Origin of the sequence: Pseudomonas sp. YuFO8, assembly GCF_035065025.1 — a bacterium.
Classification (GTDB): Bacteria; Pseudomonadota; Gammaproteobacteria; order Pseudomonadales; family Pseudomonadaceae; genus Aquipseudomonas; species Aquipseudomonas putida_AE.
The window spans coordinates 287,976-314,090 of the sequence record NZ_JAXDEQ010000002.1 but is presented as its reverse complement, the minus strand read 5'-3'; the positions used below and the strand labels follow the sequence as shown (position 1 = coordinate 314,090).

Here is a 26,115-nt window from a genome sequence, read left to right as displayed (position 1 = left end):
TGCAAAAGCGGCGCAGAATCGAAAAACCTGAGTGTCGATGTTTAATCTCGTTCAACAGCGTGCAGGAACACGGCTTGCTGCGCGGCGTTCCGGCGATGGCGGCCACAGGATCGCTATCGCCGGCAAGCCGTGCGCCTACATATTGCCCATCAGCCTCTCAACCGAAATGACAATGCCTGAGTAGGTGCAGAAATCGTTGCGCCTCCCGTTTGCTGTGCCAGTTCGGCGACCGGGATATGGCAACGAATGAACCCGCTGCGGGTTTTCTGCGAAGGCGGACGCACCTGCGCGCATAGCTCTCCGAGCTGCCTGGGGCAGCGACCCGCCAGGGGGCATCCCTGACCCGCAATGGAGGGCGAGCCTGGCATGGCTGGCGGTGGCGGCACGTAGTTATCCTTGCACAGGCCCGGGGCCGCGTGCAGGAGCATTTCGGTATAGGGGTGCAAGGGCGAATCGAAGAGCGCGTCGGTGGCGACCCGCTGCATCAGTTCCCCGTGATACAGCACCGCGACCTGGTCGGCCAATTGCCGCACGACCGCCAGGTCGTGGGAGATGAACAGCATCGCAACGCCGTGCTGCTGCTTGAGCGCCAGCAGCAGTTCGACGATTCTGGTTTGCACCGATACATCCAGCGCCGAAAGAATTTCATCGCAGATCAACAGCTTTGGATTGACCAGCAACGCCCGTGCAATTGCCACCCGTTGCCGTTCGCCGCCGGACAACTGTTCGGGAAACCGACTGAGGTACCCCGCATGCAATCCGACACTTTCCAGCACCGTCTCCAGGGTGTCGGGTTTCAATTCGATGCCGAAATGACGCAGTGGCCGCTCAAGGATGGCGCGGATACTGCGGCGCGGATTGAGTGACGCATCGGGGTTCTGGAAGATGTACTGAATCTGCCGCAACTGCTGGACGGACCTGCCGGCGAGTGTCGGGGCCAGGGTCTGGCCGTCGACGCTGATGCTGCCTGACACCGGCGCGAGCCGGCCGCTGATGGCGCGGGCGATGGTGGATTTGCCGCTGCCGGATTCGCCCACCAACGCCACGATCTCACCGGTGTGCAACTCAAGGTCGATGTCACGCGCGATGGGGACGATTTTCTTGCCCAGCCACTGGGTGAACCAGCCCGGCTGCGCGTAGGACAGCGAGAGTTCGTCCACCGACAGCACCTTGTGCGCATCGCGTTTGGTAGCGAGGGCGATCACCGGCGCAGGTGTCGGGGCTTGGGCGGCGGCCACGTCGGACCAACGCATGCAGGCGACCGATTGCGCATCGGCCACCGGTATGAGGTGCTGCGGGGTCGTGCGACAGTCGGGGGTGGCGAAGTCGCAGCGCGGTTCGAACTTGCAGCCCTCGGCCATCTGGTCGCGCCGCAACATGCCGCGCAGGCCGCGCGCACCGCCATGGCCGTGCAGGACTGTGGGGATCGAGGCGATCAGCCCGCGCGAATAGGGGTGGGCTGGGTGCGCCAGCAACTGATCGCAACGCGCGACCTCGACCAGTTTGCCGGCATACATGACGCCAATGCGATCGGCGATTTGCGCGAGCAACGCGAGGTCATGGGTGACGTAGAGCATCGCCATGCCGATGCGGCTGCGCAGATCTGACAGCAGCTGGATGATCTGGCGCTGAGTGGTGACGTCCAGTCCCGTGGTCGGCTCGTCGAGCACCAGTAGATCCGGGTTGCAGGCCACGGCCATGGCGATCGTCACACGTTGCTGCTGACCGCCGGACAACTCATGGGGATAGCGCCGGCTGACATCGGGCAGCCCGACCAGGGCAAACAGCTCGGTGATGCGCTTGTCCATGGATATGCCGTCGGGCAAGGCGCGGTGGGTCGCAATCATCTCGCGGATTTGCCGACCTACGCGCATGCCCGGGCTCAACGCGGTCGTCGGATTCTGCGGGACCAGTGCGATGCGGTTGCCGCGAAGCGTTGCCAGCGCACGGGTGTCGAGCTTGAGCAGGTCGGTGTCTTCGAACACCACCTGGCCGGTCTGCACGCGGCTGTTGCCGGCACCATAGCCGAGCAGCCGATAGGCGACCGTGGATTTTCCGCAACCCGACTCGCCGACGAGGCCGAATGTCTCGCCCCGGGCAATGTCGAAGCAAACCCCTTCCACGACATCGGTCCATCCGGTTTGGCCGGCGTAGGCGATGCCGAGGTTTTGAATCTCGATCAGCTTGGTCATGGTTCCAACCTCTTTATTGTTATTCATGCACCGACCACTGAGCGTTGGCCCAGCATTCTCGATAACCCGTCGGTAAAGAGATTGAGGCCCACCACCAGGGAGGCGAAGCCCAGGCCCGGGCCGAACACCGTCACCGGCGAAGCGATCAGCAGGCCACGGTTCTCGCTGATCATCAGGCCCCATTCCGGTGTGGGCGGGCGGATACCGAAACCGAGGAACCCGAGTGCGCCGATCAGGATGGGCGCATAGCTGATCCGCAGGGAGAACTCGACCAGCAGCACGTTGGCGGTGTTGGGGAGAATTTCCCGCAGGACGATGGACCAGGTTCCCTCACCCCGCAGTTGGGCTGCCGCGACATACTCGCGCGTGGCGATTTCCATCGAGGCCGCCCGTGCAATCCGGGCAATCCGCGGTGCGTAGACCAGCCCGACCACCAGCACGATCAACGCCGGTTCACCGGCCAAGGCAGGGCCGGCAGCAATGATCGTCACCAGCGCCAAGGCGAGGAACGGAATGCTGATCATGGCTTCGACCAGACGCTGCACGATCTCGTCGAACAGGCCGCCGAGATAGCCGGACACCAGCCCCAGCGTGGTACCGGCGAGCATGCCCAGCGTCGTGCCGGCCAGGGCCAGCAGCAGGACGATGTGCGCGCCATGCATGAACCGGCTGAGGACATCGCGGCCGATTTGATCGACGCCCATGGGGTGTAGCCACGACATGCCGGAGAGCGGCATGCCGGTGCCCATTTGCGCAAACCCGTAGGGTGTCCAGAACACGCCGAGGAGGGCAAAGAGCACGTGGGCCACGAGGATGATCGAGCCGACCTTGAAGGCACCGGGCATCGCTTGCCAGTGTGCGAGACAAGCCCGGAATGTTTGCGTGGGCGATCCGGACATCGCGTTGGTGAGACTCATCGAGTTGTCCTCAGGCGAGGTTGAAGAAGAACCGCGCCGATGTCGGCCACCAGATTGGCGGCGATGTAGACGGCCGCGCTGATCATCACGGTGGCCTTGATCAAGGGCAGGTCACGCAGTTGCAGGGCATCGATCAGCAGGGTGCCGAAGCCCGGGTAGGAGAAAACCCGCTCGACAATGACCACGCCGCCAATCAGGAAGCCGAGGTTGAGCGCAGTGATGTTGAGCGCCGGAACGATCGCATTGGGCATCGCGTGGCGCCAAAGCACCGCATGGGGGCGCAGGCCTTTCAGTTCGGCCAGGCGCACGTAGTCGGAGCGCAGGACTTCGATCAGGCTGTCGCGCAACACCCGGATGGCATACACCGCCATGATGATGGCGAGGGTCACGGCCGGCAGGATCATGGCGCGCAGGTTGTCCAGCCAGGTGCTGGCATCGGAAACCGTGGCCAGTGCGGGCAGGATGGGCATGGCCACGGCGAAGATGAACAGCAAGATCGTCGCCAGCAGAAAGTCGGGTAGCGACAGCAGTACCAGTGTTACCACCGATATGATGTGGTCGACCTTGCTGCCACGCCGTGTGGCTTGAATCACCGCCGGCACGATGGCCAGTACCAGGTACAGAGCGAAGGCCAGAAGCGACAGCAACAGCGTGTTGATGATGCGTGGGCCCAGCACGTCGGCGATCGGTCGCCCGGTTGCAATCGAAACCCCCAGGTTGCCCTGGAGCAAATCCCCTAGCCAGTGCAGGTAACGACTGAACGGGGGATCACCCAGGTGCAGTTGCGCACGCAGCACTTCCAGCGCCTTGGCGGTGGCGTCGCGGCCGAGGATACGGGTCGCCACATCGCCCGGCAGGGCTTCGAGAATCACGAAAATCAGCACAGAGACCAGCAGCAGCGTGAGCGCCGACAGCATGATCCTACTGATGACAAGCCGCACAATGGTCATTTCGATCCAGCCCCCTGAGTGGTCAAGGTTGAGTCCGACGCCATCCAGTCCGGGAGAAAGGCCGCATCGGTGTCCAGATCGCCTTGCCAGACGTACAGGAGCACCAAAGGCCGGTCTGCTGCGAGCGTGGCATGGGGGATCCACGAAGGATGATGAATGATCTCACCGGCCTGCCGTGATGACCACGCGTCGTCACCGGTTCGCCAGAACGACGGTCCGGTGACGGCGTAATAGATTTCGTCGGCCGGGTGGCTATGCAGCGGATAGTGGGTTGCAGGGCCGAGGAACATCAGGCCGAAGGAGATTTCGCTGTCCTCGATCAGCGCCGGTGGTCCGCTCTCGGGCCCGCAGATAACGCCGTAGCCGTAGTTGTTGCCAAAGTCCGCGCTGGGCGGGGCGGCCAGGTAGGTCTCGCTGCGAGTCAGGTGGAGCGCGGGCATGAGCCTGGACAGCGCGTCGGCCAATGGGCAACCCGAGGCATAAGTCCGTAGCTCGGCCTCACAGGATGTTTGCACAGGCACCCGTGCGGCAGGCACGTCCTGAAGGGCCGACAGGCGCGATTGCAAATAGCGCAGGCGTTTGGCGTGGGATTTTGCGACGGGCTGACCCTCGCGATCCAGCACGTCGGCAAAGCATTGGAGAAATCGGGACAGATTAGAGTGTGTCATTCGCACAGGCTCCTCCCCGGAGCCAGCGGGCTCCGGGATTGGATTGAATTCAAAGGGGACGAGTGGGGCGAGGGGCTACTTTGCGCAGTCCAGCTGCGCGTAATCGATGCGGTTGACGTCGACGTTCGGTGAGTAGCCGCTGCAGCCTTTGCGCAGGCCCGCCACGACCGATGAAAACACCGGAAGGATCATGCCGCCTTCCTGTGCAACCATGCGTTGGGCGTCGCGATAGAGCTGGTTGCGCGCTTGTTCATCCGGGGTTTGCCCGGCCTTGGCCACCAGCGCGTCGAAATCCGCGCGTTTCCAGTGAGTCTCGTTCCATTCCGATGCGCTGTTGAGCGACAGCGTCAAGGCTTCTGCCGGTGGACGCGCACTGGTGTAGGAAATGACCGCCGGCTTTTTCAGCCAGATGGTGTCCCAGTAACCCTCGGCCGGCGAGGTAATGACGTTGACTTTTATGCCGGCCGACGCGGCCATCTGGGCATAGACCTGCGCCAGCAACAACATGCCGGGGTAGGAGTCGGACGTATAGAGATCGAAGGCGATGCCGTCAGGATGACCCGCCTCGGCCAGCAAGGCCTTGGCCCGTTTGATGTCTTCTGCGGGCGCTGGTGTATTGAGACCCAGCGGCGAACTCGGTGGTATCGGTGTATCGACACCGACCTCGCCATAGCTCAGCAGCACGGTATTGAGGATGGTTTGACGATCCATGACCAGCTTCATCGCCTCACGCACCTTCACGTTGTCGAAGGGCGCCGTGTCGGTCCAGACCGCGATGTACAGCGAGGTTGCCCCAGGCGTCGATACGAGATCGACCGCCGGGTTGCCTTTGAGCGTGATCAGGCTCGCCGGATCGACCACCAGCGACAGATCGATGGAGCCTGACAAGAGCGCCGACAGCCGTGAGGTGGCTTCGAGACTGGTGGTGATCTCCAGGCAGTCCGCCTTGGGCAAGCCGGCGCGCCAGTAATGCGGGTTGCGCTGCATGACCCGCACCGGACCGTTGGTGGTAAAGGTCTGCTGAACGAATGGCCCGGTTCCGTTGCCCTGGATGCGCAGGTCCGTGCCCTTGGCGCCCTCGGGAACCATCAATGCATACTTGGTCGCGATCAGCATCGGCAGTTCGACCACCGGGGACTTGACCTTGAAGCGCACGGTGTTCTTGTCGACCGCGGTGATACCGGCGGGGTCGAGGAAGGAGAGGGTGGAAAAACCGCCGGGCGAGATGGCTGGGTCCAGCAGGCGACGATAGGAATAGGCCACATCCGCGGCATCGAAATCGGAGCCGTCGTGGAACTTCACGCCTTCGCGCAAATGGAACGTCCATTCGGTTGCATCGGCGTTCGATTCCCAGGATTGCGCCAGGACCGGTATGGGCATCATGGTGTTGCTACGGTCGACCAGGGGCTCATAGACGGCGCGGATGTGATAGACGCTGTCGGTGCCGATCAACGCGGCGGGGTCCATCGTCTGTTTCTCGCCGTCCGATTCATACCCCAGTACGCGCACGCATTGCTCGGTGGCCAAGACCGTGGGTGACGACAGGAAACATGTTCCGAAAGCCAGTGCAAAAGCTGAGGATGCAAGCAAACTACGTTTCATTTCTGTGCCCCTGGTTTATTTTTATGGGCCGAGTATGTGATTGCGTTGATGGCTGGGCAAACGAGTATATTTAACCCCCGCTTGAATTTTTATAACGTCGCGAGCAAGCATGATTCAAAGATCGCTACCCCCCCTGTCGACGCTGAAAGTCTTCGAATCCGCTGCGCGATTGCGCAGCTTCAAAGGCGCTGCGGAGGAACTGAGCCTGACCCAGTCGGCGATCAGTCACCAGATCGCTTCGCTTGAGCGTTACCTTGGGACGGCGCTCTTTTGCCGATTGCCCGGCCGGGTAGAACTCAATGAAAAGGGCGAACTGTACTTTCCGGTGATCCAGGATGCGCTGGATCGCATCGCGCTCACCACCGACCTCATCCGTGAGAAGCAGACACAGACGGCCTTGACCGTGCAGGTCTATGTCACCGTGGCCGTGCGCTGGCTCATCCCGAGGCTCCAGGCATTCAAGGAAGCCTCGCCCGGGATTGCGGTCAGCCTGGATGCCAGCCTGCTGGATTGGGAGTTCAATCCAGCTCGCGCCGATGTAGGGATCATCTACACGCGCACGCCTGATCGACCGAACCTTGCGTACACGTTGTTGAAGCAGGAGCGGCTGGTGGCAGTTTGCTCAAAGGACGTTGCCAAGGTGATAACCACACCAGAGGACCTGCGCCAGGTTCCGTTTCTGGCGATATCGGGCACCAATGAAGATTCGTTGATGTGGGCGCAGAGCATCGGTCTTCCCGACCTTGTGCAAAAGAACGCGCCACGATTCGACAGCAGTTTGCTGGCGATTGAAGCGGCCATCAGCGGACAGGGCGTGGTGGTGGTTCCTGAATTCCTGGTGGAGGCCGATCTGCGCACGGGCAGCCTGGTCATACCGGTGCAGACGCAGGTGATGCAGGCCGGAGGTTGGTACCTGGCGCATGTGCAACGCCGGGGCCAGGAGCCGCCGATCCGCTGTTTCCTTGAGTGGATACAGTCGGTGTAGGAGCCGGCTTCCTGCGGGCGGCGTTCCGACGATGGCGGTTTGTCAGGCGACATTTGTGTCGTTTGTAGCTCCGCTTTCGCTGGCAAGCCAGCTCCTACAAGGGCGCTTTTGCCTTGCGTTTGGGGGTGCCCGCCGGTTTGCGCTTGGCCGGCTTGCGCTTGTTTTTCCACGGCGGCGCACCGCGCCCCGCAGGGCTGGCAGGACCGCTGATGGTCAGGCTCAGGCCGGCGCAGCGGCTGACTTGTTTGCTCATCCAGGCCGCCTGCTTGGTGACGAATTCGTCCAGGCTCATTTCGCCGCTCTGCACCATATCCAGGGCCTGCTCCCAGATGGCCGTGGTGCCGGGGTCGGCGATGGCGCGCGGGACCGCGTCGATCAGGCTGAACGCGGCCGGGGTCGCCGCCAGCGCCTTGCCGTTCTTGATCAGGTAGCCACGGTCGAGCAGGCCCTGGATGATCGAGGCGCGGGTCGCTTCGGTGCCGATGCCGGTGGTGTCCTTGAGCTTTTGCTTGAGCAAGGGATCTTCCACCAGTTTGGCGACGTTTTTCATGGCCTTGATCAGGTCGCCCTCGGTGAACGGCTTGGGCGGTTGCGTCCAGAGGTCCTTGAGTAGCACGTCGGCCACCGCGCAATCGAGTCCTTCCCGCAGGCTGGGCAGGGTTTGCGGGGCGGGGGCCTCGCGGCCCTTGGCCGGTGCGAGGGCTTCGGGCAGGGCGCGTTTCCAGCCCGGTTCGACGATTTGCTTGCCCACGGCACGCAAGGCCTCGCCGGCGCAATCGAAGTCGGCCTGGGTGCGGTCGAACTCGTGGTTGGGCAGGAACTGCGCCAGGTAACGGGCGCGGATCAAGGTGTAGACCGCGCGCTGCTTGCCCACCAGGCGATCGAGGTTTTTCGCCGCGGCGGTGGGGATGATGCCGTGGTGCGCGCTGACCTTGGCATCGTTCCAGGCCCGTGAACGACGCTGGGGTTCCAGGTAGTCGAGCAAGGCGTTCAGTGCCGGATCGGCCTGGCGCAGCGCTGCGAGGATGCCCGGTGCTTCGCTGTGCTGGCTTAGGGGCAGGTAGCCGCAGTCGCTGCGCGGGTAGGTGATGACCTTGTGGGTTTCGTAGAGCGCCTGGGCGATGTCGAGGGTTTCCTGGGCTCCGAGGCCGAGCTTTTTCGAGCAGACTTCCTGCAAGGTGCCGAGATCGAAGGGCAGCGGCGCCACTTCGCGCATCCGCTCGGTGCGCAGCTTGACCACCCTGGCGCTGGCGGCGGCGCGCATGGCCTCTGCCGCCTGTTGCGCCAGGGCCTGGTTGAGGCAGCGGTCCTGGTCGTCGCACACGTCGGAGGCGGCCCGCCATTGGGCGGTGAAGGTGCTGCCGTCGTGCAGCAACTGCACCTCGACAGCCCAGTAGGGCACGGGCACGAAGTCGGCAATGCTGCGGTCGCGATCCACCACCAGGCGCAAGGTAGGCGTCTGCACCCGGCCGACCGGCAGCACGCCCTGATAACCGGATTGGCGTCCCAGCAAGGTGAACAGCCGGCTCATGTTCATGCCGATCAGCCAGTCGGCCCGGGAGCGTCCCAGTGCCGAATGATAAAGGCTGAAGGTCTGCGCACCGGGCCTGAGTGCGGCGAGGGCCTTGCGGATCGAGGCATCGTCCAGCGCGGAGAGCCACAACCGCTGGATCGGCCCGCGATAGCGGCAATGCTCCACCAGTTCCCGGGCGATCATTTCGCCCTCACGGTCGGCGTCCGTGGCAATCACCAGCTCGGACGCTTCGCCGAGCAGGCGCTTGACCGCCTTGTACTGGCTGGCGGTGCGCGGCTTGACGGTCATTTTCCATTTGTCGGGAATGATCGGCAGGTCGGCCAGCACCCAGCGCTTGTAGCGCGCGTCATAGGCATCCGGGGGCGCAGTTTCCAGCAGGTGGCCGATGCACCAGGTTACCGTGACGTCCGTTCCCAGCCAGCAGCCGTCACCGCGCCGCCGCGCGCCGAGCACGGCCGCAATGTCTTTGGCCTGGGAAGGTTTTTCACAGAGGTACAGCCGCATAACCACCATCGTCGATCAGTGTCCGGGAGGAGCACAGGATGGCGGGAGTCGGGCGCGAGAGCAATCTTTATCTGTATGGATGTACAGCAAAAGCGTTGCACGTGGTTACCCAACCGGATGAATCCGTTCGGCTGCGCAGTCGTCGCAGGTCCGCAACTTGGGTTATACCTGATAAACCGAGATTTCCGGGGCGTTGTGCAGCCCTGCTGTTACAGGTCCATCACCGTGAGAGGTGCGCATTCCATGAAAAGCTCCGGTCCCAGCCCTGTCATCACCATCGCCGAGCAGCCCGGCTGCCTGTTGGTGAAATTCCACGGCTTTCAAGTGGCAGCGTCCGCTCGTGCGCTGGTGCTGCTGGAAGCCAATTACCCTCCGGTGTACTACGTGCCGCGTGAGGACATCGACGAAAAGTATTACGCCCGTACCGACCACACCAGCTATTGCCCGTACAAGGGCGATGCCAGTTATTTCAGTTTGCAGGTGCCGGGACATGAGGGCGCCAATGCGGTGTGGAGCTATGAGAACCCCAAGGTGTCGGTCAGGCAGATCCAGGAGTATGTGGCGTTCTATCCGGATCAGGTGACGTTTGAGTTGATTGATATTGATGAGTGAGTTCGCGGGCAAGCCGGGGAAGGCGGTCTTGAACCTTTCGCTGGTCTTTCGGGCCCCATCGCTGGCAAGCCAGCTCCTACAGTGGGATCGGGTGCGGCCGTAGCGGCTATAGGTCCGCCTTCGCCGGCAGTTGGTTCCTGCAGGCGAAGGCTCATTGAGGGTTTACGTCAGTTCTTATCCAGGTCGACGTTACGCGTCTCACGCAGGCACAGCAGCCCCACCACCAGGCTCACCCCGGTGATCACCACCGGATACCACAGCCCGTAGAAGATATCGCCGGTATAGACCACCAGGGCAAACGACACCGTCGGCAGGAACCCGCCGAACCAGCCGTTGCCGATGTGGTAGGGAAGGGACATCGAGGTGTAGCGGATGCGGGTCGGGAACAGTTCGACCATCAGCGCCGCCAGCGGGCCGTAGCACATGGCGGAGATGATGATCAGGGCGACGATCAGCGCCACGATCATCGGCTTGTTGATCTGCTGCATGTCGGCCTGTTGCGGGTAACCGGCCAGGGTCACCGCGCCACGCAGGGCCGCTTCGTCGAAACCGTCGATCTTCACGTCACCGACACTGACCTGCACGCCACTGCCGGCCGGGGCCGCTTCGCTTTGATACGGCAGGCCCTGCTTGACCAGGAAGGTCTTGACCTTGTCGCAGGGGCTGTCGAATTTCGCCTTGCCCACCGGGTCGAACTGGAAGGTGCAGGTGGCCGGGTCTGCCAGCACGGTGATCGGGGCCTGGCGGCTGGCCTGGTCGATAGCCGGGTTGGCGTAGTGGGCCAGGGTCTTGAAGATCGGGAAGTACAACGCCGTGGCGAGCAGCAGGCCGAGCATCAGCACCGGTTTGCGCCCGACCTTGTCCGACAGCCAGCCGAAGAAAATGAAGAAGGGCGCGCCGATGGTCACACTGACGATCAGCAGCCCGTTGGCCACGGCGGGGTCCATTTTCAGGAATTGGGTGAGGAAGAACAGGACATAGAACTGCGCCGCGTAGAAGGTCACCGCTTGCCCGGCGTTGATGCTGAACAGGGCGATCAGGACCACCTTGAGGTTTTCCCACTTACCGAAGGAATCGCGGATCGGCGACTTGCAGAGCTTGCCTTCCTCTTTCATTTTCACGAACGCAGGCGACTCGTGCAGGCTCAGGCGAATCCAGGTCGAGATGCCCAGCAGGATGATCGAGAACAGGAACGGAATGCGCCAGCCCCAGACTTCGAACTGATCGCCCGTGAAGTAGCGGCAGCCGAGCACCACCAGCAGCGACAGCAACAGGCCCAGGGTGGCGGTGGACTGGATCCAGCTGGTGTGGAATCCGCGTTTGCCCATTGGCGCGTGCTCTGCCACGTAGGTCGCGGCGCCGCCGTACTCACCCCCCAGTGCCAGGCCCTGGAGCATGCGCAGCACCACGAGGATGATCGGCGCGGCGATGCCGATGCTCGCGTAGGTGGGCAGCAAGCCGACGCAGAAGGTGGCCAGGCCCATGAGCACGATGGTGGCGAGGAAGGTGTACTTGCGCCCGATCATGTCCCCCAACCGGCCGAACACCAGGGCACCGAACGGCCTGACGATGAAACCGGCGGCAAACGCCATCAGGGCGAAGATGAACGCCGTGGTGTCGTTGACCCCGGCGAAGAACTGCTTGCTGATCACCGCCGCGAGGGCGCCGTAGAGGAAGAAGTCATACCACTCGAAGACCGTCCCGAGCGACGAGGCGAAGATGACTTTCTGGGTTTCCTGGCTGGTGCCCGCGCTGCGCACGGCTTCCAGGGGTTGAACGTGTTCTGACATATCGGTATCCCTCACAGTGATTGTTTTTGTTGTTCCACTGTCGGCGCCGGCCTTGTGGGCGGGTGCCGCTACTGTCGATGCGGGTGTACGCGTTCCCTGTGGGAGCCGGCCTGCCGGCGATGGCGGCGAATCAGGCGACATTGACGTTGACTGATCCACCGTAATCGCCAGCAAGCCGGCTCCTACATGTCCGTGTGAGTGCGTTCAGGCGTTTGTGACCAGTTCCTCTGTCTCGGTGATGCTCCTTGTGGCGGGGTTAAGGATCAGTTGTGCGGCTTTCTCCGCGATCATCAGCGTAGGCGAACAGGTGTTGCCCGAAGTGATGCGCGGCATGATCGAGGCGTCGGCGATGCGCAGGCCGGGGATGCCGTGCACGCGCAGTTCGGCATCGACCACCGCGTCCGCGTCATTGCCCATGCGGCAGGTGCCGACGGGATGGAAGATGGTGGTGCCGATCCGCGCGGCGGCTTCATGCAGCTGTTCTTCGGTTTGCAGGCTGTCGCCGGGCAGGTACTCGACCGGCTTGAACGCCTTCAGGGCCGGCGCGGCGACGATGCGCCGGGTCAGGCGAATGGCGTCGGCGGCGACGCGCAAGTCCTCGGGATGGCTGAGATAATTGGGCTGGATCAGGGGCGCCTGCTGCGGGTTGGCTGACTGGATCTCCACCCGGCCCCGGCTTTGCGGGCGCAGGTCGCAGACCGAGGCGGTAAACGCCGGGAAGGCATGCAGCGGTTCACCGAAACGCTCCAGCGACAGCGGTTGCACGTGGTACTCCAGATTGGCCGAAGTCTGCTCCGGCCCGGAACGGGCGAAGGCCCCCAGTTGACTCGGCGCCATGGACAACGGGCCGCTGCGGTCATACAGGTAGCGCAGGCCCATGCCCATCTTGCCCCACAGGCTGCCCGCGATCTGGTTCAGGGTGCGGGCGTTTTCCAGTTTGTAGATCAGGCGCAGTTGCAGGTGATCCTGCAGGTTGCCGCCAACGCCGGGCAGTTCATGCGCGACGCCGATGCCCAGGCGCTGCAACAGCGGGCGCGGACCGATGCCGGAACGTTGCAGGATGCTCGGTGAGCCGACGGAACCTGCGCACAGGATGATTTCCTTGCGCGCCTTGAAGGTTTTCGCCTGACCTTGCCAACGGGCGCTGACCGCCGAGGCGCGAGCGTTTTCCAGCAGCACGCGGTCGACCTCGACGCCGGTCAGCACCGTCAGGTTGGGGCGCTGGCGAATCGGCTTGAGGAACGCCTTGGCGGCATTCCAGCGGATGCCGGCTTTCTGGTTGACCTGGAAGTAGCCACAGCCTTCGTTGTCGCCCTGGTTGAAGTCGTCGATTCGGGCAATGCCGCTCTGCTCGGCGGCGCTCTGGAAGGCATCGAGGATCGGCCAGGACAGGCGCTGGCGTTCCACCCGCCAGTCGCCGCTGGCGCCGTGAAAATCTGATTCGCCAGCAAAATGGTTTTCGCTTTTCTTGAACAACGGCAGCACGTCTTGCCAGCGCCAGCCGGGGTTGCCCTCGGCCGCCCAGCCATCGTAGTCGCCGGCCTGGCCGCGCATGTAGATCATGCCGTTGATCGACGAGCAGCCACCGAGGACCTTGCCACGTGGGTAACTCAGGGTGCGGCCTTGCAGGCCGGGTTGCGCCTCGGTCTTGAAGCACCAGTCGGTGCGTGGGTTGCCGATGCAGAACAGGTAGCCCACCGGGATGTGGATCCACGCATAGTTGTCGCGACCGCCGGCTTCGAGCAGCAAGACGCGGTGTTGCGGGTTGGCCGACAGGCGATTGGCCAGTAGACAACCGGCGGGACCGGCCCCTACCACGATGTAGTCGAATTCATCAAGGGAAGCGTGCATCCCTGACCTCGCTTGTTGTTCTTGTTGGAGTTCATCCTAGTTGTTAGCTTTCGTTTAAAGAATGTTAGTTTTTACCCAGCTGCTGTGCGTTTTTAAACAACGCTGACCTAAGGATGGACGATGTTCGACTGGAATGACCTGCGCTTCTTTCTCGAGCTCCAGCGTAGCGGGCGTTTGCTCACCGCCGCGCGGCGCTTGAACACCACCCATGCCACCGTGGCGCGGCACATCGAGGCCATTGAAAAGAGCCTTGGCACGGCACTGTTCGTGCAGCATGCCCAGGGTTACGAGCTGACCCCGGCCGGCGAAGCCTTGCTCAAGCACGCCGAGGCCATGGAGAACGTCGCGCTGCTGGCGCAGGAAGAAATTACCCAGTCCACGGCGCCGCTGGGCAAGATCCGCGTGGGGGTGACGGAAGGGCTGGGCATCATGTTCCTCGCCAGCCGCATGAACGGCCTGTTCGAGCGTTACCCGGGGCTGGAAGTGGAGCTGGTGGCGGTGCCGCGTTTCGTCAGCATCCTCAACCGCGAGGCGGAAATCAGCATCCACCTGGAGCGCCCGGCCGCCGACATGCTGGTCACGCGCAAACTGGCCGACTATCGCCTGGCGCTCTACGCCAGCCAGGAATACCTCGATCGTTCGCCGCCGCTGCGCAATCGCGAAGACCTGGGGCGGCATGCCTGGATCGGCTACGTCGACGACTTGCTGTTCAGCCAGGAGCTGATGTTCCTCAACAGTTTCTGCCGCAACCCCCGGGTGGTCTTCCACAGCACCAGCGTCATCGCCCAGCAACAGGCTGCGCGCGCGGGACTGGGCATCGCCGTGCTGCCGTGCTACATGGCCAGCGCCGATTCCGCGCTGGTGCCGTTGTTCCCCCAGGAGAGCATCCTGCGCAGCTACTGGATCAGCACACGCCGCGAGCTGCACAAGTCGGTGCGGCTGCGGGTGATGTGGGATTACGTGGTGGAGTTGTGCGAGCGGGAGCAGGAATTGTTGCTGGGGCCCAATCCCCCTCACGGCGGGTGAAGATCCTGTCACTTGCGGGCTGGACTCGATCCATTGTGGGAGCTGGCCTGCCGGCGATGGCGGTCTTGAACATTGCGTTGATCTTTCGGGCGCCATCGCCGGCAGGCCAGCTCCCACAGTAGATCGGGTGTAGCTTTGAGGGGGCGTCCGAAAGAGCAGCGCAGGGTTCAGTAGCGCATCTCAGCCCAGTATTTCAAACGCCGTACTGGCCAGCCGCTCCCCATTCACCAGCACATGCACTGCGTGCTTGCCCGCGTAATGCCGGCGGGTGGTGAGTTCCTTGATGTGCTGGCCTCGGGCGATGGCGTGTGTGGCGTTGCCCGGCAGCGTCAGGGCCTTGAGCTTGAAGACCTTGGCCGAGGTGCTGCCGTTGGCCTTGACGTAATCGATGGCGTAGTCGATCACCAGACGCTGGCTGGTGTGGACCGTGGACTTGACCGCAAAGGACAGGGTGATCTTTTCTCCGAGGCCAATTACCGGCGGATTGACCTGCACGTCGATGATCTGCACTTCAGGCTTGCCGCCGGCACCTATGATTGCCAGCGCACGCAGGTTGCCCTGTTTGATCAGGCTGCGCAGGGCATGCCTGGCGATCCACGCGGTGTGCGGGTTGTCCAGCGACCAGCCCTCGATCAGCTCCAGCACCCACTCGGGATGGTCCTTGGTGATGTCGTTGAGGTGGTTGGCCACCGATTTGCGCACGTAAAGGCTGGGGTCGGCCTTTAGATTATCGAGGATGCCGGCGGCCAGGCGCGGGTCGGCCTGGATCTGCTCCAGGCGAAACGACCACGGCAGGCGTGGCCGGCTACCTTCGCTGGCGAGGCGCCGGACATGTTCGTTGGCGTCCAGCGACCAGTCATGCATCAGCTGCAGCGAGCGCTGCAGATCGGCGCGCAGGAAATGGCGGATGGCGAATTCCGAGGAGCCGAACGCGGTGAAGTACTTGAGCGCCTCCATCGACAGTTCGAAGCGGTCCGCGCCATAGGTCGCCACGTACTGCGGCAGGCACATGCTGACAAAGCCGCTGTTGAGGCGCGGGGCGAGGGCGCGCAAGAGCCCCAGCGACGCTTCATAACCGGCTGGCAGTACCGCGTGCAGGCTTTCGCTGACGCGGGCCATGCGCTGCATCACTGACAGCTCGGCCAGGCCGTCGTTGGCCAGTTTGAGGAATTCTTTGGCATCGAAGCCGGGATACACCGCCGTCATCTCGGCGGCGATGTGCCGCAGGCGTTCGGCGTTGAAGATTTCCTTGAGCGCGGGGGAGGCGGTATCGCCAGCCATGGTGTGATCCCTGTGATTGTGGTTTATCGCGTAGAGGCCAGGTTCATCTCAACCGTTCTTCGCTTGCTCTTCGAGCTGGTCCGACTCGAACAGCCGTGCCAGTTCCGCCCGCGCTTCCTGCGCCGTCTGCTTGACCTTCACCGCGTCGTCGTAGATCGCATGCTGGGCTTCGAGCACCTGCTCGTCGTGATGCTTGAACCGTTTGATCCGTGCATCGGCCTGCTCGGGGGTCAGCCCCAGGCCGATCAAGGTCTGCCGACTCATTTCCAGACTGGAGTAGAAGGTTTCGCGCACCGCGTGAGCGCCCAGGTCCACCAGGCGATGCACATGCTGGCGGTTGCGCGCGCGGGCAATGATCTTGATGTGCGGATAGAGCTTGTGCACGAGCTCAGCGGTCTTGATGTTGGTGTCCGGGTCGTCGGTGGCGATGATGAAGAATTCGGCATCGCCGACCTTGGCCGCGTTGAGGATTTCAGGGCGCATCGGGTCGCCGTAGTACACCGGCACGCCGCCGAAGCTGCGCGACAGTTCGATGGTTTCCACCGAGGTGTCGAGCGCCACGAACTTGATGTTCTGGGCCCGCAGGATACGCGCAACGATCTGCCCCATGCGGCCCATGCCGGCGATCACCACCCGGGGTTCATCGGCATCGATTTCGCGAAATTGCTCCGGCACCACCACCGGTTGTACCTTTGGGCTGGCCAGGCGGGCGCACAGTAGCAGCAACAGTGGCGTCATCGCCATCGACAGGGTGATCGCCAGCACCAGCAAGTCGTACAGGCGCGGATCGAACAAGCCATGGTCACGGCCGATCTTGAACACCACGAAGGCAAACTCACCACCGGCGGCCAGCACGATGCCCAGGCGAATGGCGCTGATCCGGTTCAAACCGCCAGCCAGCTTGCCCACGATGAACAGCAACGGCAGCTTGACGGCGATCAGCAGCAGGGTCAGCCCCAGCACCACGATAGGCTCGCTCAGCAGCAGGCTGAGGTTGGCGCCCATGCCGACACTCATGAAGAAAAGCCCCAGCAGCAGGCCCTTGAAGGGTTCGATCTGCGCTTCCAGTTCGTGGCGATACTCGGAGTCCGCCAGCAGCAGGCCGGCCAGGAAGGCACCGAGGGCCATGGAAATACCGGCCAGGTCCATCAGCCAGGCGGTGCCCATCACCACCAGCAACGCAGTCGCGGTGGACACTTCCGGCAAGCCGCTCTTGGCCACCACGCGGAACACCGGACGCAGCAGGTAGCGTCCGCCGACCACCACGATGGCGATGCTGATCAATACGCGCAGGCCTTGGTTCACATCGTCGGCCGCGCTGACGTTTTCAGCGCTGCCCGCCAGCAGCGGCACCATGGCAATCAGCGGAATCGCGGCGATGTCCTGGAACAGCAGGATCGCGAACGCCAGGCGCCCGTGGGGGCTGGTCAGTTCCTTGCGTTCGGCCAGGCTCTGCAGGCCGAAGGCGGTGGACGACAGGGCCAGCCCGAGGCCCAGCACGATCGAGGTGTTCAGGGGTTGCCCGAAGACATACAGGGCCAACGCGCCCAGCAGCGCTCCGGTCAGCAGCACCTGCGCCAAGCCGACGCCGAACACCGCCTTGCGCATCACCCACAAGCGGCGTGGCGACAACTCAAGACCGATGATGAACAGCAGCAACACCACGCCAAGTTCCGAGATGTGCGCAACGCTTTCCGTATTGCCGATCAGGCCCAGGCCCGAGGGGCCGATGATCACCCCGGCAAACAGATAACCCAGCACCGCGCCCAGTTGCAGGCGCTTGGCCAGGGGAACGGTGAGTACGGCCGCGAGCAGGAATACGACTGCGGCTTGCAACAGACTGCCTTCATGGGGCATGAGAAAAACTCCATCAACTCGGTACGGCGGTCGACAAGGATAAAGGCTGGTCTTGGGTCAACGCTATCGCAGGAGGGAAGTTTTGCGCGGGCAATGCCGCGCCGCTACAACAATTCGCCCAGGTTCCAGAGCCGTACCAGCTCAGCAGGAGCCTGGTCTTCCGGGACCTTCATCACCATTTGGTCATCCTGATCGCCTTCGCGGTAGCGCAGTTCGATCTGGTAGAAACGCTGGTCGCCCCCGCCTGCGACCGGGCTGGCCAGCGGCACGCAACCTTCAAGCAAGCTACAGATACGAGTGCGTTGATCGATACTGCATCGCGCGAATGCAATCTCCCGGGGCCGAGTCGTGGCCTGGATCGCGGCAAAGCCGCCCTGGCGAGAGAGGCGCACAACCGCCCGGTCGTCCAGTGTTGGCAGGGTTTTCATGGTTCCTCCTGTGTCGAATCGACACCCACCTGCGACCAGCCATGCTGCACCGCCAGGGCTTCCCTGGCCGTGAAGCGCCGCCGCGCATGCTCCACGGTCAGTTCTGCAAAGGCGCTGAACGACGTCTCGCGGCCCAAGCGCTTGTCACACAGGGCGTCATACCAGATCAGCCCGGCCTTTTCCCAGGCAAAGCCGCCCAAACCCTTGGCGGCGAGGTAAAACGCCCGGTTGGGTATGCCTGAATTGATGTGCACGCCGCCATTGTCTTCCTGGGTGATGACGAATTTGCGCATGTGATCCGGTTGCGGGTCCTTGCCCAGCAGCGGGTCGTCGTAGGCGGTGCCCGGGTGGGCCATCGAGCGCAAACCGATGCCCTTGATGCGCGGTGTCAGCAAATCCGCGCCGATCAGCCAGTCCGCCTGCTCGGCGGTCTGCTGCAGTAGATATTGCTTGGTCAGGACGCCAAACACGTCCGACAGCGATTCGTTCAATGCCCCGGACTGGTCGGCATACACCAGGCCCGCTTCACTCTCGACCACGCCGTGGGTCAGCTCGTGCGCAACCACGTCGAGGGAGCGGGTGAAGCGTTCGAATATCTCGCCATCGCCGTCGCCGAAGACCATTTGCGAGCCGTTCCAGAAGGCGTTTTCGTAGTCCTGGCCATAATGTACGCTGCCGATCAGGGCAAAACCCTTGCCGTCGATGGAGTCGCGACCCAGCACCTTCCAGAAGAAATCGTAGCTGGCTCCCAAGGCGTCGTAAGCTTCATCGACCGCCGGATCGCCGCTCGCTGCCTGGCCTTCAAGGCGTACCGGCATGCCGGGCAAGAGCATCTTGCCCTGGGCATCATGCACGCTGCGCTGTGCCTGGCCAGGTTTGCCGGGGGCTGGCAGGATCGCGGCAGCAGCAGTGCGCACCGGTGGGCCAGGCGGGTGCCACAGGGTGCGCACGTGGGCCAGCGTGCTCATGGCGCTGGAACGCTGGCGTTCAGAGCCGTGCGCGACGATACGATGCAGAATGTACGGCGGAATGAAACTGCGCAGATCGTTCATCAGAGCATCCTTTCTGAGCGCGAAATCGATACTTATTCTGAGCGGAACGGGCTCTTGCGGTTCCGCCGGTTGCCATCCGCGGCGGATTCTGCGAAAACCTGCGTCCGCGCCCGCAAGTCCAGGGCACTGTAGATGAGTTAAGAACATGAACGACGAACTGCAAATCATTGATCTTGAGCCGGGTGACGGCAAGGCCGCCGTCAAAGGCGCGCTGATCACCACCCAATACCGTGGCTGGCTGGAAGACGGTAGCGAATTCGACTCTTCCTACAGTCGAGGCAAGCCGTTCCAGTGCGTGATCGGCACCGGGCGGGTGATCAAGGGCTGGGACCAGGGCCTGATGGGCATGCAGGTCGGTGGCAAGCGCAAACTGCTGGTCCCGGCGCACCTGGCCTACGGCGAGCGCACGATGGGCAGGATCACGCCCAATTCGAACCTGATATTCGAGATCGAGTTGCTGGAAGTGCTGACGCGGGATGATGGATGAGGCATAAAAAAACGCCGCCTTCGAATTCGAGGGCGGCGTTTTTTATGGCAGGGGGCGTCAGGTCAGACCTTGACGATCCAGCCGGCTGGCGCTTCGACGTCGCCGGTTTGCACGCCGGTCAGCTCTTTGTAGAGCTTCTGGGTGATCGGGCCGACTTCGGTTTCGCTGTGGAATACGTGCAGGTGGTCGTTGTAGCTGATGCCGCCGATCGGCGTGATCACGGCAGCCGTACCGCAAGCGCCGGCTTCCTTGAAGTCCGACAGCTTGTCGATGAACACGTCACCTTCGATCACTTCCAGGCCCAGGCGCGACTTGGCCAGCTCGATCAGCGACAGGCGGGTGATGCCCGGCAGCACCGACGGCGAGTTCGGGGTCACGAACTTGTTGTCGTGGGTGATCCCGAAGAAGTTGGCCGAACCGACTTCCTCGATCTTGGTGTGGGTCATCGGATCCAGGTAGATGGCGTCGGCGAAGTGGGCTTTCTTGGCCTGGGAACCTGGCATCAGGCTGGCGGCGTAGTTGCCACCGACCTTGGCCGCACCGGTGCCTTGTGGCGCGGCGCGGTCGTAGCTGGAGATCAGGAAGTTGTGCGGGGTGAGGCCGCCCTTGAAGTAGGCGCCGACCGGGATGCAGAAGATCGAGAAGATGAACTCGGGGGCGGTACGCACGCCGATGTTGTCACCCACGCCGATCACGAACGGACGCAGGTACAGCGCGCCGCCGGTGCCGTAAGGCGGGATGAAACGCTCGTTGGCGCGGACCACTTCCTTGCACGCTTCGATGAACTGCTCGGTGGACACTTGCGGCATCAGCAGGCGCGCGCAGCTGCGTTGCATGCGTGCGGCGTTCTGGTCTGGGCGGAACAGGTTGATCGAACCGTCCTTGCAACGATAGGCCTTCAGGCCTTCGAAGCATTGCTGGCCATAGTGAAGGGCCGTGGAGCCTTCGCTGATGTGCAGCACATTGTCTTCTGTCAGGGTGCCCTTGTCCCACTCGCCATTACGCCAGTTCGACAGATAGCGCTTGTCGGTCTTGATGTAGTCAAAACCCAGCTTGTCCCAATTGATGCTTTCGTTACCCATGACACCCTCTATCACTTAACAACCGCCGAAACGGTTCAATGTTTCTGACGTTTTCTGGATGGGGACAACAATACTTCATTCCGGGCCCATTTCGCAGCCCGGACTATCGGATGACAGGCAGATAAATCGGGTTGGCCTCAAGAAATCGCCAGCAGGCTGGCTCCCACAGGGGAACGCATTGCAAATGTGGGAGCCAGCCTGCTGGCGATGGGGCCATCCCTGCCGCCATCAATTTTTCCGAATCACAGGTGCAGCGCATGCCCCAAGGCACGCAACGCCGCTTCCTGAACGGCTTCGCCCAAGGTCGGATGCGCATGGATGGTGCCACCAATGTCTTCCAGCCGCGCGCCCATTTCCAGGCTTTGCGCGAACGCCGTGGACAATTCGGAGACGCCGACACCCACTGCCTGCCAGCCGACAATCACATGATTATCCCGACGAGCGACCACGCGCACGAAGCCGCTTTTGGACTCCAGTGTCATCGCCCGGCCATTGGCGGCGAACGGGAAGTTCGAGACGATGCAGTCCAGGCCAGCGGCCTTGGCGTCGTCCGGGGTCTGGCCGACCACCACCAGTTCCGGGTCGGTAAAGCACACGGCGGCGATGGCGGTGGGGTTGAATTCGCGGTGCTTGCCGCTGATCAGCTCAGCCACCATCTCGCCCTGGGCCATGGCCCGGTGGGCGAGCATCGGTTCGCCACTGAGGTCGCCGATGGCATACACGTTGCGCATGCTGGTCTGGCAGCGGCTGTCGATCTTGATCGACGCGCCGTTCATGTCCAGGTTCAGCGCTTCGAGGTTCCAGCCCTGGGTGTTGGGTTTGCGACCGACGGCCACCAGCACCTGATCGGTTTCCAGGTTCAGGGTGTCGCCATTCGGGTCAAGAACTTGCAGGGTATTGGCTTGTGAATCAAAGGCTTGCACGCTGTGCTTCAAGTAAAGCTTTACGCCGAGCTTTTTCAGTTCGTCGTGCACGGGTTGGGTCAGTTCGGCGTCGTAGGCCGGCAGGATGCGCTCCTGGGCTTCGACCACGCTGACGTCGGCGCCGAGCTTGCGATAGGCAATGCCCAGCTCCAGGCCGATGTAGCCGCCACCCACCACGACCAGGCGTTTGGGCACCGACGTCGGAGCCAAGGCTTCGGTGGAGGAGATGATCGGCCCGCCAATCGGCAGCATCGGCAGGTTCACGCTTTTCGACCCGGTGGCGAGCACCAGGTGCTCGCACTGAACGCGCGTGTCGCCGATGTCGACGGTTTTGCCGTCGACAACCTTGGCCCAGCCTTGAATGACCTGGACCTTGTTCTTTTTCAGCAGGGCTGCGACGCCGGTGGTCAGGCGGTCGACGATGCCGTCCTTCCACTCGACGCTCTTGGTGATGTCGAGGGTCGGCGCCGCAACGCTGATGCCCAGGGCCGAATGCTGGCTATGGTTCTGCGTCTGGTGGAACTGTTCAGCGACGTGAATCAGCGCCTTGGACGGAATGCAGCCGATGTTCAGGCAGGTGCCGCCCAGGGATTGGCCTTCCACCAGGATGGTCGGAATGCCCAACTGGCCAGCACGGATCGCCGTCACATAACCGCCAGGGCCGCCGCCGATGATCAGCAGCGTGGTGTTCAGAGTTTGCATGATGCTCTCCAACAAAAATCAGTCCACAAACAAGGTGGCGGGTTGTTCGAGCAGGCCACGCACGGCCTGGATGAATTGCGCCGCGTCCATGCCGTCGACCACCCGGTGATCGAAGGAGCTGGAGAGGTTCATCATCTTGCGGATCACGATCTGGCCTTTGATCACCATCGGCCGTTCGACGATCTTGTTCACGCCGACGATCGCCACTTCCGGCAGGTTCAGCACCGGGGTGCTGACGATGCCGCCCAACGCGCCGAGGCTGGTCAGGGTGATGGACGAGCCGGACAGTTCATCGCGGCTGGCCTTGCCGTTACGGGCAGCCGTGGCCAGACGGGAGATTTCCTGGGCGCTGTCCCACAGGCTGCGGGCTTCGGCGTGACGCACCACCGGCACCATCAAGCCGATATCCGCCTGGGTGGCAATGCCGACATGCACCGCGCCGAGGCGGGTGATGACCTGGGCTTCGTCGTCGTAGCGGGCGTTGATCTGCGGGAAATCCCGCAGGGCGACGACCAGGGCGCGGACCAGGAACGGCAGCAAGGTCAGCTTGCCGCGGCTGGCACCGTGTTTTTCGTTGAGGTGCGCGCGCAGTTCTTCCACGGCAGTCACGTCGATTTCCTCGACATAACTGAAGTGTGCGGCACGCTGGGTGGCGTCCTGCATGCGCTGGGCGATCTTGCGGCGCATGCCGATCACCGGGATCTGTTCTTCGTCAGTGCGCTGGCTGTAAGCGCTGCTGACGGTCGACGCATTGGACTGACCCTGGGCCAGATAGGTATCGAGGTCTTCGTGCAGCACCCGACCGGCAGGGCCAGTGCCACGGACCAGACGCAACTGGATACCGAGGTCCAGCGCATGCTTGCGCACGGCGGGAGAGGCCAGCGGACGCTCATCGGCTTCGCGGGCCACCATCGGGCCCTGGCAGACGGCAGCTTTCGGCGCTGGGGCAGCGACCGGTTTGGTTTCCACCACGGTTTCGACTTTCGGCGCAGCAACTGGCGCTTCTTTAACCGGAGCCGGTTGCGCCGATTCCTTAACGTTGCCCGCGCCTTCGACTTCAATGCTGATCAGCACACTGCCGACCGCCATCACTTCACCGGGCTGGCCGCCCAGGGCGATGACCTTGCCATGCACCGGCGAAGGAATATCCACCATCGCCTTGTCGGTCATGACATCGGCCAGCACCTGATCCTCGACGACCATGTCGCCGACCTTGACGTGCCATACCGACAATTCAACTTCTGCAATGCCTTCGCCAATGTCCGGCATTTTAATGACGTGCGTGCCCATTCAGACCTCCATGACCCGTTTCAAAGCCGCGCCCACTCGGGACGGGCCAGGGAAATACGCCCACTCTTGCGCGTGCGGGTAGGGGGTGTCCCAGCCGGTGACGCGTTCGATTGGCGCTTCCAGGTGGTGGAAGCAGTGCTCCTGCACCAGCGACACCAGTTCGGCGCCGAAACCGCAGGTACGGGTGGCTTCGTGAACCACGACGCAGCGGCCGGTTTTCTTCACCGACTTGACGATGGTCTCCAGGTCCAGCGGCCACAGGCTGCGCAGGTCGATCACTTCGGCGTCGATGCCGGTTTCTTCAGCGGCGACTTGCGAGACATACACGGTGGTGCCGTAGGTCAGGATGGTCACGTCCTTGCCCGGACGGGTGATGGCGGCGACGTCCAGCGGCACGGTGTAGTAGCCGTCCGGCACTTGCGCGGCGGGGTGTTTCGACCACGGGGTCACCGGGCGGTCGTGGTGGCCGTCGAACGGGCCGTTGTACAGGCGCTTGGGCTCGAGGAAAATCACCGGGTCATCGTTTTCGATGGAGGCGATCAGCAAGCCCTTGGCGTCGTAGGGGTTGGACGGCATGACGGTGCGCAGGCCGCAAACCTGGGTGAACATCGCCTCGATGCTCTGGCTGTGGGTCTGGCCACCGTAGATGCCACCGCCGCAGGGCATGCGCAGGGTCATCGGTGCGGTGAATTCGCCGGCCGAGCGATAACGCAGGCGCGCGGCTTCGGAAATGATCTGGTCGGACGCCGGGTACACATAGTCGGCGAACTGGATCTCGGCCACCGGACGCAGGCCATAGGCACCCATGCCCACGGCCACGCCGACGATGCCGCTTTCGGAGATCGGCGCGTCGAACACGCGGGAGGTGCCGTATTTGGTCTGCAGGCCTTCGGTGCAGCGGAACACGCCGCCGAAGTAGCCGACGTCCTGGCCGAAGACCACGACGTTGTCGTCACGTTCAAGCATCACATCCATGGCCGAGCGCAGGGCCTGGATCATGGTCATGGTGGTTGTGGTCATGGCGGTTTCCAGCTCGATATTGTTGTTGTGATCGTTCATGTCAGATCCCCAACTCTTGACGCTGGCGCTTCAAGTGCTCCGGCATCTCTTTATAGACGTCCTCGAACATGGTCGCGGCGCTTGGAATCTGGCCGCCGGCGAGGGTGCCGAATTTCTCGGCTTCTTTCTGTGCGGCGATCACTTCGGCTTCCAGTTCGGCGCTGACGGCGGCGTGTTCCTCTTCGGACCACTGGCCGACCTTGATCAGGTGCTGCTTCAGGCGCGCGATCGGGTCGCCCAACGGGAAGTGGCTCCAGTCGTCGGCAGGACGGTATTTCGAAGGATCGTCCGAGGTGGAGTGCGGGCCGGCGCGGTAGGTGACCCACTCGATCATGGTCGGGCCGAGGTTGCGGCGCGCACGTTCGGCGGCCCAGGCGGAAGCGGCGTAGACCGCGTAGAAATCGTTGCCATCGACTCGCAGCGAGGCGATGCCGCAACCGACGCCACGACCAGCGAACGTGGTGGCTTCACCACCGGCGATGGCCTGGAAGGTGGAGATCGCCCACTGGTTGTTGACCACGTTGAGGATCACCGGCGCGCGGTACACGTGGGCGAAGGTCAGGGCGGTATGGAAGTCCGACTCGGCGGTGGCGCCGTCGCCGATCCAGGCCGAGGCGATCTTGGTGTCGCCCTTGATCGCCGAGGCCATGCCCCAGCCCACAGCCTGGACGAACTGGGTGGCGAGGTTGCCGGAAATGGTAAAGAAACCGGCCTCTTTCACCGAGTACATGATCGGCAACTGACGGCCTTTGAGCGGATCGCGCTCGTTGGACAGCAGTTGGCAGATCAGGTCCACCAGCGGCACTTCGCGGGCCATGAGGATGCTTTGCTGACGGTAGGTCGGGAAGCACATGTCGTCGATGTTCAGGGCCAAGGCCTGGGCGCTGCCGATGGCTTCTTCGCCGAGGCTCTGCATGTAGAACGACATTTTCTTCTGACGCTGGGCGACCACCATGCGGTTGTCGTAGATGCGTGTCTTGAGCATGGCGCGCATGCCCTTGCGCAGGATCTCCACCGGCACGCCGTCGGCCCACGGCCCCAAGGCGTTGCCCTGGTCGTCGAGCACGCGAATCAGGCCACGGGCCAGGTCAGCCGTGTCAGCCGGTTCAACGTCAACAGGGGGTTTGCGCACCGTGCCGGCGTCGGTCAGGTGCAGGTAGGAGAAGTCGGTTTTACAGCCGGGACGGCCCGAGGGTTCGGGAACGTGCAGGCGAAGCGGTTCGTACGCTTGGGTCATGGCTTCTACGCTCGATCTTGTGAATTTCTTGTAGTGAGCTGACAGATTTCGTTCTGTGGAAGAAATCTTGTCCTACAACAATCATA

The 26,115-nt window shown here is 62.9% G+C and carries 21 protein-coding genes; 4 read left to right on the top strand and 17 right to left on the bottom strand.

Features of this window, described 5'->3' with window-relative positions; translation table 11 throughout:
• Positions 1-149: 149 nt before the first annotated feature.
• The 5 genes from SOP95_RS03210 to SOP95_RS03190 form a co-directional block, all read right to left on the bottom strand.
• Entirely contained in the window at positions 150-2,192 is a 2,043-nt protein-coding gene (locus SOP95_RS03210) for an ABC transporter ATP-binding protein (RefSeq protein ID WP_323606047.1), read from the bottom strand.
• Between the two features lie 23 nt (positions 2,193-2,215).
• Positions 2,216-3,109, bottom strand: coding sequence for an ABC transporter permease (locus SOP95_RS03205; protein ID WP_274076288.1), 894 nt, complete (start codon positions 3,107-3,109; stop codon positions 2,216-2,218).
• Positions 3,106-4,059 carry an ABC transporter permease gene (locus SOP95_RS03200; protein ID WP_274076289.1) on the bottom strand — a complete coding sequence of 318 codons (954 nt, stop codon included), beginning with the start codon at positions 4,057-4,059 and terminating at the stop codon, positions 3,106-3,108. Before SOP95_RS03200 ends, SOP95_RS03205 begins: the two co-directional genes overlap by 4 nt.
• Positions 4,056-4,727, bottom strand: a complete 672-nt coding sequence (locus SOP95_RS03195) for a dimethylsulfonioproprionate lyase family protein (protein WP_323606046.1) — start codon at positions 4,725-4,727, stop codon at positions 4,056-4,058. Before SOP95_RS03195 ends, SOP95_RS03200 begins: the two co-directional genes overlap by 4 nt.
• Before the next feature lie 75 nt (positions 4,728-4,802).
• Positions 4,803-6,329 carry an ABC transporter substrate-binding protein gene (locus tag SOP95_RS03190; RefSeq protein ID WP_323606044.1) on the bottom strand — a complete coding sequence of 509 codons (1,527 nt, stop codon included), beginning with the start codon at positions 6,327-6,329 and terminating at the stop codon, positions 4,803-4,805.
• 109 nt (positions 6,330-6,438) lie between these two features.
• Between SOP95_RS03190 and SOP95_RS03185 the strand changes: the two genes are divergently transcribed.
• A complete protein-coding gene (locus SOP95_RS03185; protein ID WP_323606043.1) occupies positions 6,439-7,314 on the top strand; it encodes a LysR substrate-binding domain-containing protein in 876 nt (291 codons plus the stop codon).
• 94 nt (positions 7,315-7,408) lie between these two features.
• On the opposite strand, the gene SOP95_RS03180 is transcribed toward SOP95_RS03185, so the two are convergent.
• Positions 7,409-9,352, bottom strand: coding sequence for a DNA topoisomerase III (locus SOP95_RS03180; RefSeq protein WP_323606041.1), 1,944 nt, complete (start codon positions 9,350-9,352; stop codon positions 7,409-7,411).
• 243 nt (positions 9,353-9,595) lie between these two features.
• On the opposite strand from SOP95_RS03180, the gene SOP95_RS03175 reads away from it, so the two are divergent.
• A complete protein-coding gene (locus SOP95_RS03175; RefSeq protein ID WP_272606185.1) occupies positions 9,596-9,964 on the top strand; it encodes a DUF427 domain-containing protein in 369 nt (122 codons plus the stop codon).
• 167 nt (positions 9,965-10,131) lie between these two features.
• Here SOP95_RS03175 and SOP95_RS03170 read toward each other — a convergent pair whose 3' ends face one another.
• The gene (locus SOP95_RS03170; RefSeq protein WP_274076294.1) at positions 10,132-11,754 is read right to left on the bottom strand and encodes an MFS transporter; all 1,623 of its coding nucleotides are present in this window, start codon (positions 11,752-11,754) and stop codon (positions 10,132-10,134) included.
• Between the two features lie 204 nt (positions 11,755-11,958).
• Positions 11,959-13,605, bottom strand: a complete 1,647-nt coding sequence (locus SOP95_RS03165) for a GMC family oxidoreductase (protein ID WP_323606037.1) — start codon at positions 13,603-13,605, stop codon at positions 11,959-11,961.
• A 120-nt stretch (positions 13,606-13,725) separates the two neighbouring features.
• Here SOP95_RS03165 and SOP95_RS03160 point away from each other — a divergent pair, with 120 nt between their 5' ends.
• The gene (locus SOP95_RS03160; protein WP_274076296.1) at positions 13,726-14,631 is read left to right on the top strand and encodes a LysR family transcriptional regulator; all 906 of its coding nucleotides are present in this window, start codon (positions 13,726-13,728) and stop codon (positions 14,629-14,631) included.
• A 180-nt stretch (positions 14,632-14,811) separates the two neighbouring features.
• Here the strand turns inward: SOP95_RS03160 and SOP95_RS03155 are convergent, their stop codons facing one another.
• The 4 genes from SOP95_RS03155 to SOP95_RS03140 all read right to left on the bottom strand — a co-directional run bounded on the left by SOP95_RS03155 (position 14,812) and on the right by SOP95_RS03140 (position 19,249).
• Positions 14,812-15,912, bottom strand: a complete 1,101-nt coding sequence (locus tag SOP95_RS03155; protein ID WP_323606036.1) for a DNA alkylation repair protein — start codon at positions 15,910-15,912, stop codon at positions 14,812-14,814.
• Between the two features lie 48 nt (positions 15,913-15,960).
• On the bottom strand, positions 15,961-17,769 hold the full coding sequence (locus SOP95_RS03150; RefSeq protein ID WP_323606035.1) for a monovalent cation:proton antiporter-2 (CPA2) family protein: 1,809 nt from the start codon (positions 17,767-17,769) through the stop codon (positions 15,961-15,963).
• A gap of 104 nt (positions 17,770-17,873) precedes the next feature.
• Positions 17,874-18,197, bottom strand: a complete 324-nt coding sequence (locus tag SOP95_RS03145; protein ID WP_323606033.1) for a protealysin inhibitor emfourin — start codon at positions 18,195-18,197, stop codon at positions 17,874-17,876.
• Positions 18,194-19,249: a M4 family metallopeptidase gene (locus SOP95_RS03140; protein WP_323606030.1), complete on the bottom strand. Its 1,056-nt coding sequence runs from the start codon at positions 19,247-19,249 to the stop codon at positions 18,194-18,196. Before SOP95_RS03140 ends, SOP95_RS03145 begins: the two co-directional genes overlap by 4 nt.
• A gap of 145 nt (positions 19,250-19,394) precedes the next feature.
• Between SOP95_RS03140 and SOP95_RS03135 the strand changes: the two genes are divergently transcribed.
• Positions 19,395-19,736, top strand: coding sequence for an FKBP-type peptidyl-prolyl cis-trans isomerase (locus tag SOP95_RS03135; protein ID WP_274076301.1), 342 nt, complete (start codon positions 19,395-19,397; stop codon positions 19,734-19,736).
• A gap of 62 nt (positions 19,737-19,798) precedes the next feature.
• Here SOP95_RS03135 and SOP95_RS03130 read toward each other — a convergent pair whose 3' ends face one another.
• From SOP95_RS03130 to SOP95_RS03110, 5 genes are all read right to left on the bottom strand, one after another.
• Complete coding sequence (locus tag SOP95_RS03130; protein WP_274076302.1) at positions 19,799-20,818, bottom strand: branched-chain amino acid aminotransferase; 1,020 nt, start codon at positions 20,816-20,818, stop codon at positions 19,799-19,801.
• A 242-nt stretch (positions 20,819-21,060) separates the two neighbouring features.
• On the bottom strand, positions 21,061-22,443 hold the full coding sequence (lpdA, locus tag SOP95_RS03125) for a dihydrolipoyl dehydrogenase (RefSeq protein WP_323606028.1): 1,383 nt from the start codon (positions 22,441-22,443) through the stop codon (positions 21,061-21,063).
• 18 nt (positions 22,444-22,461) lie between these two features.
• Complete coding sequence (locus SOP95_RS03120; protein WP_323606027.1) at positions 22,462-23,733, bottom strand: dihydrolipoamide acetyltransferase family protein; 1,272 nt, start codon at positions 23,731-23,733, stop codon at positions 22,462-22,464.
• Positions 23,734-24,792 carry an alpha-ketoacid dehydrogenase subunit beta gene (locus SOP95_RS03115; protein WP_274076305.1) on the bottom strand — a complete coding sequence of 353 codons (1,059 nt, stop codon included), beginning with the start codon at positions 24,790-24,792 and terminating at the stop codon, positions 23,734-23,736.
• Between the two features lies 1 nt (position 24,793).
• Complete coding sequence (locus SOP95_RS03110) at positions 24,794-26,029, bottom strand: 3-methyl-2-oxobutanoate dehydrogenase (2-methylpropanoyl-transferring) subunit alpha (RefSeq protein WP_323606025.1); 1,236 nt, start codon at positions 26,027-26,029, stop codon at positions 24,794-24,796.
• Between the last annotated feature and the right edge of the window lie 86 nt (positions 26,030-26,115).

What these genes read in the sequence shown, in the direction of transcription:
- SOP95_RS03115 (WP_274076305.1), bottom strand. Translation starts at nt 24,792, where the DNA reads ATGAACGATCACAACAACAATATCGAGCTGGAAACCGCCATGACCACA.
- SOP95_RS03205 (WP_274076288.1), bottom strand. Translation starts at nt 3,109, where the DNA reads ATGAGTCTCACCAACGCGATGTCCGGATCGCCCACGCAAACATTCCGG.
- SOP95_RS03155 (WP_323606036.1), bottom strand. Translation starts at nt 15,912, where the DNA reads ATGGCTGGCGATACCGCCTCCCCCGCGCTCAAGGAAATCTTCAACGCC.
- SOP95_RS03190 (WP_323606044.1), bottom strand. Translation starts at nt 6,329, where the DNA reads ATGAAACGTAGTTTGCTTGCATCCTCAGCTTTTGCACTGGCTTTCGGA.
- SOP95_RS03170 (WP_274076294.1), bottom strand. Translation starts at nt 11,754, where the DNA reads ATGTCAGAACACGTTCAACCCCTGGAAGCCGTGCGCAGCGCGGGCACC.
- SOP95_RS03160 (WP_274076296.1), top strand. Translation starts at nt 13,726, where the DNA reads ATGTTCGACTGGAATGACCTGCGCTTCTTTCTCGAGCTCCAGCGTAGC.
- SOP95_RS03200 (WP_274076289.1), bottom strand. Translation starts at nt 4,059, where the DNA reads ATGACCATTGTGCGGCTTGTCATCAGTAGGATCATGCTGTCGGCGCTC.
- lpdA (WP_323606028.1), bottom strand. Translation starts at nt 22,443, where the DNA reads ATGCAAACTCTGAACACCACGCTGCTGATCATCGGCGGCGGCCCTGGC.
- SOP95_RS03130 (WP_274076302.1), bottom strand. Translation starts at nt 20,818, where the DNA reads ATGGGTAACGAAAGCATCAATTGGGACAAGCTGGGTTTTGACTACATC.
- SOP95_RS03135 (WP_274076301.1), top strand. Translation starts at nt 19,395, where the DNA reads ATGAACGACGAACTGCAAATCATTGATCTTGAGCCGGGTGACGGCAAG.
- SOP95_RS03145 (WP_323606033.1), bottom strand. Translation starts at nt 18,197, where the DNA reads ATGAAAACCCTGCCAACACTGGACGACCGGGCGGTTGTGCGCCTCTCT.
- SOP95_RS03175 (WP_272606185.1), top strand. Translation starts at nt 9,596, where the DNA reads ATGAAAAGCTCCGGTCCCAGCCCTGTCATCACCATCGCCGAGCAGCCC.
- SOP95_RS03210 (WP_323606047.1), bottom strand. Translation starts at nt 2,192, where the DNA reads ATGACCAAGCTGATCGAGATTCAAAACCTCGGCATCGCCTACGCCGGC.
- SOP95_RS03150 (WP_323606035.1), bottom strand. Translation starts at nt 17,769, where the DNA reads ATGCCCCATGAAGGCAGTCTGTTGCAAGCCGCAGTCGTATTCCTGCTC.
- SOP95_RS03180 (WP_323606041.1), bottom strand. Translation starts at nt 9,352, where the DNA reads ATGCGGCTGTACCTCTGTGAAAAACCTTCCCAGGCCAAAGACATTGCG.
- SOP95_RS03110 (WP_323606025.1), bottom strand. Translation starts at nt 26,029, where the DNA reads ATGACCCAAGCGTACGAACCGCTTCGCCTGCACGTTCCCGAACCCTCG.
- SOP95_RS03195 (WP_323606046.1), bottom strand. Translation starts at nt 4,727, where the DNA reads ATGACACACTCTAATCTGTCCCGATTTCTCCAATGCTTTGCCGACGTG.
- SOP95_RS03185 (WP_323606043.1), top strand. Translation starts at nt 6,439, where the DNA reads ATGATTCAAAGATCGCTACCCCCCCTGTCGACGCTGAAAGTCTTCGAA.
- SOP95_RS03140 (WP_323606030.1), bottom strand. Translation starts at nt 19,249, where the DNA reads ATGAACGATCTGCGCAGTTTCATTCCGCCGTACATTCTGCATCGTATC.
- SOP95_RS03120 (WP_323606027.1), bottom strand. Translation starts at nt 23,733, where the DNA reads ATGGGCACGCACGTCATTAAAATGCCGGACATTGGCGAAGGCATTGCA.
- SOP95_RS03165 (WP_323606037.1), bottom strand. Translation starts at nt 13,605, where the DNA reads ATGCACGCTTCCCTTGATGAATTCGACTACATCGTGGTAGGGGCCGGT.